The organism is Paenarthrobacter nicotinovorans (genome assembly GCF_007670255.1).
Taxonomy (GTDB): domain Bacteria; phylum Actinomycetota; class Actinomycetes; order Actinomycetales; family Micrococcaceae; genus Arthrobacter; species Arthrobacter nicotinovorans_B.
On the sequence record NZ_SZVS01000008.1, the window covers coordinates 130455 to 140947 of the forward strand.

At 64.5% G+C, this 10493-nt stretch carries 9 protein-coding genes; 4 read left to right on the forward strand and 5 right to left on the reverse strand.

Features of this window, described 5'->3' with window-relative positions; all coding sequences use genetic code 11:
* Positions 1–85: 85 nt before the first annotated feature.
* From FDP28_RS13710 to FDP28_RS13730, 5 genes are all read right to left on the reverse strand, one after another.
* Positions 86–568 (reverse strand): YbjQ family protein, encoded by a 483-nt coding sequence (locus FDP28_RS13710; RefSeq protein ID WP_144661991.1) that lies wholly within the window; start codon positions 566–568, stop codon positions 86–88.
* A gap of 87 nt (positions 569–655) precedes the next feature.
* Positions 656–2089, reverse strand: a complete 1434-nt coding sequence (locus FDP28_RS13715) for a dicarboxylate/amino acid:cation symporter (protein ID WP_144661992.1) — start codon at positions 2087–2089, stop codon at positions 656–658.
* Positions 2090–2989: 900 nt separating this feature from the next.
* The gene (locus tag FDP28_RS13720; protein ID WP_144661993.1) at positions 2990–4672 is read right to left on the reverse strand and encodes a DUF885 domain-containing protein; all 1683 of its coding nucleotides are present in this window, start codon (positions 4670–4672) and stop codon (positions 2990–2992) included.
* Between the two features lie 71 nt (positions 4673–4743).
* Positions 4744–4980 (reverse strand): acyl-CoA carboxylase subunit epsilon, encoded by a 237-nt coding sequence (locus FDP28_RS13725; RefSeq protein ID WP_260842471.1) that lies wholly within the window; start codon positions 4978–4980, stop codon positions 4744–4746.
* Positions 4977–6560 (reverse strand): acyl-CoA carboxylase subunit beta, encoded by a 1584-nt coding sequence (locus FDP28_RS13730; RefSeq protein WP_144661994.1) that lies wholly within the window; start codon positions 6558–6560, stop codon positions 4977–4979. The genes FDP28_RS13725 and FDP28_RS13730 overlap by 4 nt, the downstream gene beginning before the upstream one ends.
* Positions 6561–6777: 217 nt before the next feature.
* Between FDP28_RS13730 and FDP28_RS13735 the strand changes: the two genes are divergently transcribed.
* The 4 genes from FDP28_RS13735 (at position 6778) to FDP28_RS13750 (ending at position 10422) form a co-directional block, all read left to right on the forward strand.
* Positions 6778–7656: an SDR family oxidoreductase gene (locus FDP28_RS13735; RefSeq protein WP_144661995.1), complete on the forward strand. Its 879-nt coding sequence runs from the start codon at positions 6778–6780 to the stop codon at positions 7654–7656.
* Between the two features lie 67 nt (positions 7657–7723).
* Entirely contained in the window at positions 7724–8647 is a 924-nt protein-coding gene (locus FDP28_RS13740; protein ID WP_144661996.1) for a biotin--[acetyl-CoA-carboxylase] ligase, read from the forward strand.
* Positions 8640–9233 carry a PH domain-containing protein gene (locus FDP28_RS13745; protein ID WP_144661997.1) on the forward strand — a complete coding sequence of 198 codons (594 nt, stop codon included), beginning with the start codon at positions 8640–8642 and terminating at the stop codon, positions 9231–9233. Before FDP28_RS13740 ends, FDP28_RS13745 begins: the two co-directional genes overlap by 8 nt.
* Positions 9223–10422, forward strand: coding sequence for an adenylate/guanylate cyclase domain-containing protein (locus tag FDP28_RS13750; RefSeq protein ID WP_144661998.1), 1200 nt, complete (start codon positions 9223–9225; stop codon positions 10420–10422). The genes FDP28_RS13745 and FDP28_RS13750 overlap by 11 nt, the downstream gene beginning before the upstream one ends.
* The last annotated feature ends 71 nt before the right edge of the window (positions 10423–10493 follow it).

Genomic DNA, 10493 nt, shown 5'->3' on the forward strand with positions numbered 1-10493 from the left:
CAAAAAATCCCGCCCACGCCCGTTCTCCTCACCGAAGAACGGCAGGGAGAGCGGGCGAAAGCGGGACCAGGGGACGGAAGGAGGGTCAGAACTGATGCGGCGGGGCCGGAGGTGCCGGCTGCTGCGGCTGGACCGGCGGCGCCGGCGGCTGCTGCGGCTGTGCCGGTTGGGATGCCTGCTGGCCGGCGTTCTGGCCTGCGTTCCTGGTCAGGTAGATCGACTGTCCGGTGGCACCGGGCTCACCCTCGCCCAAAGGAAGTACGTAGACGGCCGTTCCATAGGCGCACACTTCGGTCCAGTTGGTGCCCATTTCGGAGGTGTCGAAGCGCATGGCAACAATGGCGTTGGCGCCGCGCTGCTGTGCTTCGTTGACCATGCGCGCCATGACTTCCTGGCGGCTTTCGTAGAGCGCGCGGGTCATTTCGGGCAGCTCGCCGCCGCCCAGTGAGCGGAAACCGGCGAGCATCTGTGAGCCGATGTCCCGCGATCGGACGGTCAGGCCCATGACTTCGCCGAAGACGGCGTCAATACGATGGCCCGGGATTTCATTGGAGGTGACGATCAACATGGTCAGAGCCTATCCAGCTTTCGCCCATTAACGGGGAAATCCCCCGGGGAGAACTCCCCAGGGGATCAACACCGTAGTCGGCTGGAGCTAGGCTTTGGCGCCGGCCAACTCGCGCTCGTCGGCTTCCGCAGCGGCCTTGTCGGCGGCGTACTCGTCGGCGAACGCCGCACCGTTGCGCGGTGCGTTGTACAAGGACTCGTCCAGGATGCCCTGACGCTTGGCGACAATCGCAGGTACCAGTGCCTGGCCGGCCACGTTGACCGCGGTGCGGCCCATGTCCAGGATGGGGTCGATGGCCAGCAGGAGGCCGACGCCGGCCAACGGCAGTCCCAGCGTGGACAGGGTCAGCGTGAGCATGACCACGGCGCCGGTGGTGCCTGCGGTAGCGGCGGAGCCCAGGACCGAGACCAGCACGATCAGCAAGTACTGGCTGAAGTCCAGGTTGATGCCGAAGAACTGTGCCACGAAGATCGCCGCAACAGCCGGGTAGATCGCGGCGCAGCCATCCATCTTGGTGGTGGCGCCCAGCGGCACGGCGAAGGAAGCGTAGCCCGAGGGAACGCCGAGGTTCCGTTCAGTGACGCGCTGCGTGAGCGGCAGCGTGCCGATGGAGGAACGGGAGACGAAGGCCAGCTGGACGGCAGGCCAGACGCCGGAGAAGTACTGCTTGATCGACAGGCCGTGAGCACGGACCAGGATCGGGTAGAGCACGAAGAGGACCAGGGCCAGGCCGATGTAGATGGCAGCCGTGAACTTGCCCAGGGAACCGATGGTGTCCCAGCCGTAGATCGCAACGGCATTGCCGATCAGGCCGATGGTTCCCAGCGGGGCGATACGGATGATCCACCACAGGACCTTCTGGATGACGGCCAGCGCGGATGCGTTGAACGTCAGGAAAGCCTCAGCCTGCTTGCCCACCTTGAGGGCGGCAATTCCGACGGCGATCGCAATCACCAGGATCTGGAGGACGTTGAAGCTGACGGACGTGCTCACCGTGGTGGCAGCGTTGGCGCTTTCCGTGACAGTGGAGCTCGCGCCCAGGCCCAGGAAGTTCTTCGGGAACAGGCCGATCAGGAAGGCCCACCAGTCACCGGTCTTGCCGGCGTATTCGGCCTTCTGGGTGATGCCGGTAGCAGCGCCCGGCTGCAGGAGCACGCCGAGGCCAATACCGATCAGCACGGAAACGAGGGAGGTAATGGCGAACCAGAGCAGGGTGTTCCATGCCAGGCGCGCTGCGTTGGAAACCTGGCGCAGGTTCGCGATGGAGCTCACCACCGCAGTGAAAATCAAAGGAACGACGGCGGTCTGCAGCAACGAGACGTAGCTGGAGCCGATCGTTTGGAGGGTTGCGCCGAGGCCGTTGGGGGCAGCCTTGGTGCTGCCCGTGTACTTGGCGATGAGGCCAAGAACCAGGCCGACAATGAGGGCAGCGATGATCTGGACGCCGAAGGAACCGGCCCACTTGGGGAGCCGGAAGCCGGTCTTTCCAGCTGAAGGGGATGTTTGGATTGAGGTGCTCACCGGAACACGGTAGGTGCTTCCCAAATAACATAGCGAACGGACGTTGAGAAATGTTACGTGCGCAAATGTTATTCCCTGTGCGTTTGTGACGTTGCTCTCGGGCATACACCGGTGACGAGGGTGGGCGGTGCCGGCGTTGTTGTTGTGGTCCGCACCCAGTAGCGCCGATCGCACCCGTAACCGCTGGTGCATTTCGCGGCTAGGGGTGCGAAGGCAACACCGAAGGGGTGCGCTTGGCGGAATCGGGTGCGACCACCAGTGGACATCCGCCGAGAGGTTGACCTGGAAAGGTGCACCTGGAGAGGGCATGGGGTGGGTGTGGCAAATAGGGCGGGCGCCGGCGTCGATGTGGTCCGCACCCCGTAGCGCCGATCGCGCCCGTAACCGCTGGTGCATTTCGCGGCTAGGGGTGCGAAGGCAACGCCGAAGGGGTTCGCCTGGCGGAATCGGGTGCGACCACCAGTAGACGCCCGCCGCAACGTGCAACTGGAAAGGGTGGACCGGCAAGGGGGTGGGGTGAGGGTGGCAATTAAGGTGGGCGGCGGCGTTGTTGTTGTGGTCCGCACCCCGTAGCGCCGATCGCACCCGTAACCGCTGGTGCATTTCGCGGCTAGGGGTGCGAAGCCAATGCCGAAGGGGTGCGCCTGGCGGAATCGGGTGCGACCATCAGTGGACATCCGCCGAGAAGTTGACCTGGAAAGGTGCAGCTGGCGAGGGCATGGGGGGAGTGGCAAATTGGTTGGGCGGTGCCGCCGTCGATGTGGTCCGCACCCCGTAGCGCCGACCGCACCAGTAACCGCTGGTGCATCTCGCGGCTAGGGGTGCGAAGCCAATGCCGAAGGGGTGCGCCTGGCGGGAGTGGGCGCGCCCCCCCCCGGCCGGGGGGCGCACTCAAGCGGGTCAGCCCAGCAAGGCCCTCCGCAGCACGTCCAGGCCGACCGAGCCGATGTTCAGGGCTTTGCTGTGGAAGGACTTGAGATCGAAGTCCTCCCGCCCCTCGAGATCTGTCCTGATCTGTTCCCAGAGACGTTGGCCTACCTTGTAGGAAGGTGCCTGTCCCGGCCAGCCGAGGTAACGGGCGAATTCGAACTGAAGCTGCCCCTCGCTGATATCAAGGTTGGCCTTGAGGAAATCGAAGCCCTTCTCCGGGGTCCAGGTGCCGGAGCCCCAGCGTTCGGGGATGGGCAATTCCAAGTGGACTCCGATGTCGAAGACCACGCGCGCCGCACGCATGCGCTGGCCGTCCAGCATGCCCATGTGGTCGCCCGGGTCCTTGAGGTAGCCCAGCTCCAGCATGAGCTGTTCGGCATACAGGGCCCACCCTTCGCCGTGGCCGGAGACCCAGCAGACGTTGCGGCGCCAGTTGTTCAGCAGCTCGCGGCGGTAAGTTGCCGTCGCCACCTGCAGGTGGTGTCCCGGGACGCCCTCGTGGAACACTGTTGTGGTCTCGGACCAGGTGGTGAAAGTGTCTTCGCCGGCGGGCACCGACCACCACATCCGGCCGGGCCGTGAGAAGTCGTCCGAGGGGCCGGTGTAATAGATGCCGCCCTCATCGGTGGGGGCAATCATGCATTCAAGGGTCCGCATGACGTCCGGGATGTCGAAGTGGACGTCCGCCAGTTCGGACACGGCGCGGTCGGAGAGTTCCTGCATCCAGGCCTTCAGGGCGTCGGTGCCCTTGATCTGCCGTGCGGGATCGTTGTTGAGGATGCTCTTGGCTTCCTCGATCGAAGCGCCTGGCTTGATCTGACCGGCAACCTTTTCCTGCTCGCCGATGAGCCGGTCCAGTTCCTGCACGCCCCAGGCATACGTCTCTTCCAGGTCCACCTCTGCACCGAGGAATGACCGGGAGGCAAGGGCGTAGCGCTCACGTCCAACAGAATCCTTTTCGGGGGCCACCGGGAGGAGCTCGTCCCGCAGGAAGGCGCCCAACGCGCTGTACGCCGAACGCGCGGCGGCCGTACCGGCGTCGAGCTTGTCCTGGACCCCGGCCGGCAGCGGCGCGTCGCCAATCCGGGCGTTGGCGGCCAGTTTGGCGAAGAAGCCGTCCTCGGCGGCGTAACGGCTGGTCTGCTCGATGACGATGCGGACCTGCCGGGCAGCGGCGACTTTTCCGGAGCCGGCAGCTGCGCGCAGTGATGAAATGTAGCCCTCGATCGCGCCCGGCACGTTGGCCGCCCGGCCGGCGATGTGCTCCCACTGTTCTGCCGTGTCGGTAGGCATGAGGTCGAAAATGGCGCGGATGTCCTGGGCCGGGGAAGCGATGTTGTTCAGGTCCGCCGCGTCCCAGCCGGAGGCATGGATCTCCAGGTCCAGGCCCAGGCGCTCGCGCATCGCATCAAGCGTCACGGCGTCGGTTTCGTCCGCGGGCGCAAGGGCAGCCAAGGACTCCAAAGCGTCCCGTGCCGCCTGGGCGTGGGCTGCCGCCCCGGCCGGAGAGTAGTCCTGGTACTCCGTTTCGTGGCCAGGCAGCCCAAGCGTCGTGGCGAAGCTGGGATTGAGTTCGATCAGCTTTTCTGTGTACGCGTCAGCGACGGCGTCGATGGCAGACTTCGGGCGTACGGGGGTGTTTGCAGTAGTCACCCACAGAGCCTAACCGTGACGAACGCCACGTGAAAGGGTTGTTGAACTTATCCGCAACGTGCCGCGGAAAATCAACCCCGGCTGCGCCTCCATGCGCCCGGACCCGGAGTGGGGTCAAGACGCAACTGCTGGCGGCGTACCCAGTGCCTGACGTTCGGCTTGGATGGCGCCGTTTCCGGCGGGGTACCAAGGGAAACCACGACGGCGGCAATCGCCGCGAGCTCTTCGGCTGTCGGTTCGCCCTTGACCACCGAGAACAGGGGCTGCACGGGCTCGTCCGTCGGCGAAGGGGTCTGTGCGGTGGTCACAGCGGGATGTTTCCGTGCTTCTTGGTGGGCAGGCTGGCCCGCTTGTCACGCAGGGCGCGCAGGCCACGAATAATCTGCAGGCGGGTATCCGACGGTGCAATGACAGCGTCAACATAACCAAGCTCAGCGGCCTGGTACGGGTTGAGGAGTTCTTCCTCGTAGCCCTGGATGATCTCTGCACGGCGGGCCTCGACGTCCCCGCCGGCTTCGGCCACGGCTGCCAGATCGCGGCGGTACAGGATGTTCACGGCACCCTGGGCGCCCATGACGCCGATTTGGGCGGTGGGCCACGCGAGGTTGAGGTCGGCACCGAGCTTCTTGGAACCCATCACGATGTACGCTCCGCCGTAGGCCTTGCGGGTGATGACGGTGAGCTTGGGAACAGTAGCCTCGGCGTAGGCGTAGAGGAGCTTGGCGCCGCGGCGGATGATGCCCTGGAACTCCTGGTCCTTGCCGGGGAGGAAGCCGGGGACGTCAACCAGGGTGATGATGGGGATGTTGAAGGCGTCGCAGTGGCGGACGAAGCGGGCGGCCTTTTCCGACGCCGAGATGTCCAGCGTTCCTGCGAACTGCATGGGTTGGTTGGCCACGATGCCAACGGTGTGCCCTTCAACGCGGCCGTAGCCAATGATGACGTTGGGGGCGTACAGCGACTGCATTTCCAGGAAGTGGGCGTCGTCCACGATCTGCTCAATGACCTTGCGCATGTCGTAGGGCTGGTTGGCCGAATCCGGGATCAACGTATCCAGGGCGAGGTCGTCCTCGTCCAGTTCCAGCTCCTGGTCGTGCTCCACGACGGGAGCCTCGGAGAGGTTGTTGGACGGCAGGAAGTCAAGGAGTTCACGGACGAACTCGATTGCATCGGCTTCATCGGATGCCAGGTACGTGGATGTGCCGGTGGTGGCGTTGTGCTGGCGTGCCCCGCCCAGGGTTTCCATGTCCACGTCTTCGCCGGTGACGGTCTTGATGACGTCCGGGCCGGTGATGAACATGTGGGAGGTCTTGTCCACCATCACCACGTAGTCGGTCAGGGCGGGGGAGTAAGCGGCGCCGCCGGCACAGGGGCCCATGATGAGGGAGATCTGCGGGACCACGCCGGAGGCGTGGACGTTGTTGCGGAAGATGTCCGCGAACATGGCCAAGGAGGCGACGCCTTCCTGGATTCGTGCGCCGCCGCCGTCGTTGATGCCGACAACCGGGCAGCCGTTACGGAGGGCAAATTCCTGGACCTTGACGATCTTTTCGCCGTTGACCTGGCTCAGGGAGCCGCCGTAGACGCTGAAGTCCTGGCTGTAGATGGCAACCAGGCGGCCGTCCACGGTGCCGTATCCGGAGACCACGCCATCGCCCAGGGGCTTCTTCTTTTCCATGCCGAAAGCGGTGGAACGGTGGACGGCAAGGGCGTCGAACTCGACAAAGGAATCGGGGTCGACGAGGAGGTCGATGCGCTCACGGGCGGTGTTCTTTCCGCGTGCGTGCTGCTTTTCGATCGCTTCCGGGCCGGAAGGCTGCTCTGCCCGTGCCTGGCGGTCGCGGAAGTCGGCAATCTTTCCCGCTGTCGTTGTCAGATCGTGGCTCATCAAGTGTCTCCGGCTCTGTAGCTGATATTCGCTGGCGCAGTCCTGAGTGCGGACAAGTAGCTGACTTAAGTAGCTTCCGTACAAAGAACAGGCCCCGCAGGCCAGTCTAGTGACGCGTTTGCCGCGAACCGCTGTAGAAACCCTACAATTTTCCGCGTCGTAGCCAAATCGGCCACTATGTTACCCGTCAGTAACATAGTTGGGTTAGAGTGTCCCCATGACTTCAAGCAACGATGCTTCCAGCACACTTTCCCAAAGCGGCAGCCCCTACGTCGCCAAGGGTTCGCTCAAAGGCAGGACCATCCTGATGTCAGGCGGCAGCCGCGGCATCGGCCTGGCCATCGCCACCCGCGCAGCACGCGATGGCGCCAACATTGTCCTCATGGCCAAGACCGGGGATCCGCACCCGAAACTCGAGGGGACCGTCTTCACTGCGGCAGAACAGCTGGTCGCCGCAGGCGGGCAGGCCTTGCCGCTGGTCGGGGACGTCCGCAACGATGACGACGTCGCCGCCGCGGTTGCCGCGGCCGTCGAGCGTTTCGGGGGCATCGACGTCGTGGTCAACAACGCCTCGGCCATCGACCTGTCCCGCACCGATGCCGTAGACATGAAGCGTTACGACCTCATGCAGGACATCAACGTCCGGGGCACCTTCCTGTTGTCGAAGCTGTCGTTGCCGGCGCTCAAGGAGTCAGGGAACGGCCACATCCTGACGCTCTCCCCGCCGCTGAACCTCGACCCCAAGTGGGCGGGCATGCACTTGGCCTACACCATGGCCAAGTACGGGATGAGCCTGACCACCCTGGGACTCGCAGAAGAGTTGAAGGACGACGGCGTGTCGGTCAACTCGCTGTGGCCGTGTACCTTGATCGACACCGCTGCGATCCGGAACATGCCAGGTGGCCGGCAGATGGTCCAGGCCGCACGCGGACCGGAAATCATGGCCGACGCGGCCCATGCAGTGTTGACGGGTTCAGGGGCCACAGGGAACTTCTACACCGATGAAGAAATCCTGCGCGCGGCCGGCGTCACTGATTTCGCCCCCTACAGCCTGGGTGCTCCGGAAGACCGCTTGGTGCCGGACATCTTCCTCTAAGCCTATTAACGGGTTCTTTTCAGGGCAGCGGGCCTTTCCTGACGGCGCAACTGGATAGGATTCAGCTATGGATGCCGAACAGCCAAGCAACAGCGAACCGCAGGTACCCTCCAAGGACGTGGAACGGCCCGCGCTGGATCGCGAATCGTTGCAGCAGCCGAACTTCCTGTCCGCCACCGGCATCCCGCAGTTGGAAATCGTCGACTCGACCGGCTCCACCAATGCGGACCTCATCCGTGCTGTGACCGTTGAGCCGAAAAAGTGGGGCGATCTCGCCGTACTGACGGCCGAGCACCAGACGGCGGCGCGCGGACGCCTGGACCGGCACTGGGAAGCGCCCGAACGGTCGGCGGTATCGGTCTCCATCGTGCTGCGGCCCGTCACATCCCAGGGCATGCCGGTTCCTACCCAGAGCTACTCGTGGTTGTCACTGCTGGCAGCAGTCGCCTTGCGCGAAGCGTTGCAGGAAACGGCCGGGGTGACTGCCGAGATCAAGTGGCCCAATGATGTCCTGGTCAAGGGCCGGAAGATCGCAGGCATCCTAGCCCAGATGACGCCCCTCGGGGACGGCTCCGTGCCGGCAGTGGTCCTGGGTGTCGGCCTCAACGTCTCCCTCGCCGAGGACGAGCTGCCGGTTCCGACGGCGACGTCCCTCGCCGTCGAAGGGGCCACGACGACGGACCGCACCGCGCTGCTGAAAAGCTACCTTTCGCGTTTTGCCCGGTTGTACCGCAGTTTCTGCAATTCCGAGGGAGACCCTGCCGCGGGTTTGGCCGGCGGAGCCTCGCTGCACAAACGGGTTGAGTCGGCCATGGTCACCCTGGGGCGGGAAGTCCGGGCGCATCTGCCCGGCGATCTCGAGCTGGTGGGGCACGCCTCCCGCCTGGACGAGCACGGCTCCTTGCTGGTGGTTGACCATGGCGGCAGGGAGCACGTCATCACTGCCGGCGATGTGGTGCACCTGCGCGCCACAGAAAGCGGTTATGCGTAAAGAGTTGCTTCCGGGGGAGCAGGTCATCACCATCACGCGTCAACAGGCCCGCTCCCTCTTCTTTCCCGTGCTGGCCTTCATCGTTGTTCCTGCCGTCGCTGCGTATGCGTGCGCGTGGATCGTCAAAGGCAACGCGCAGCGCCTCGTTCCTTTTATCTCGTCGGAGTGGACGCCTTGGCTCTTGGGTGCGTGTGTTGTGCTGGCGGTGTGGTTCCTGGCGGCGTACAGCCTCAAGCGCGTCCTGAAGTGGCGGTCCGTCCGGTACATCCTGACCAGCCGGCGCATACTTGCCAGATACGGAATGTTCCGGCGCAACGATTGGCAGGTATCCCTGGCGTCCATCCGCAATGTGGGAGTCCACCAAAGCCTGGTCCAACGGTCATTGCACTCAGGGAATATATCCTTGGATACCGGGCACTCCGGAGCAGCGTTGCTGACCGATGTCCCTGAGGCAGGCAAATTCAGGGGTTTCATTCTTGACGCGATGGACGAACTCCCGCAAGGTGAGCCTTTTGAGGGCCAAGTGCTGGACGACTATGAAGAATTGCCGTGGGAATTGAGAGAAGGTGGATGGGATGAGCGTTGAGGATCAGCAGTCCGGCGAGGACCTGGACCAGGAGTTCGACGCCGCACCCGAACCTTCGGACGCCGCAGCGGACACTCCCGAGGACGACGACACCGAACCGGACCCCGTCCGGACGAGCGTGCCGACCGGTCCTCCGACTGGCGTGATGTCGGCGGAGCGGCTCGCCATCAAAGCCTTGGAATCGAAACTGCTGGGCGGCGAACGCAAGCTTCGGCGTCGTGAGGTGGCCGCCGGCGCGGGCGTGTCCATCCTGTCCGCCCGCAAGGTGTGGCGGGCACTGGGTTTCCCGAACTTCAACGATGAGGACGTGGCGTTCACCGAACGCGACCAAGCAGCGCTGTCCCGCATCCTGGACCTGGTGCGGGCGGGTCTGCTGACCGAAGAAGCCGCCATCTCCGTGACCCGGTCCATTGGCCAGATGACAGACCGCATGGTTGTCTGGCAGATCGAGGCCCTGGTGGAAGACATGGTCTCTGAGCAGGGCATTCCGGACGCCGTGGCCCGCAAGCAATTGGTGGGCCGCTTGCCCTCCCTGGTGGACTCCCTCGAAGAGATCCTCGTCTACTCCTACCGCAGACAGCTTAATGCCGGCATCCAACGGCTGGCCGTGCGCGCCGAGGCCGGGCTGCAGGCCAGCGAAGAAGGCCGCGAAGGTGACGAGGACGATTCTCCGTTGCCCTTGGCGCGCGCCGTCGGTTTTGCCGACCTCGTTTCGTACACCAGCCTCTCGCGGCGCATGAATGAAAAAACGCTGGCCCAGCTGGTGCAGCGCTTCGAGAACAAGTGTGCCGAAATCATCTCCGTTGGCGGTGGTCGACTGGTCAAGACCGTGGGCGATGAAGTGCTGTACATTGCCGAGACCCCGGCTGCCGGGGCCGAGATTTCCCTCGCTTTGGCACAGGCCTTCACTGAAGACGAGATCCTGCCCCAATGCCGCGTGTCCATGGTGTGGGGGCGAATCCTCTCGCGTCTTGGCGACATTTACGGACCCACGGTGAATCTGGCCGCGCGCCTGACAACGCTGGCCCAGCCGGGTACGGTCCTGGTCGACGCCATGACCGCTGCCGCCCTGGGGCAGGACGACCGCTTCGTGCTGGTGCCGCAGAAGTCGGAGAACGTGCGCGGCTTTGGCGAGATCCACCCGGTCATGCTGGCCCGGGGCCGCGGCAAGGGCCTGGTGCTGGACTAAACGCACCAACGCCCCCGGAAAGCCCAACCTGCTTAAGTGTTGCGCGCGTCCTGCTTCATGTTGCGCGGCCT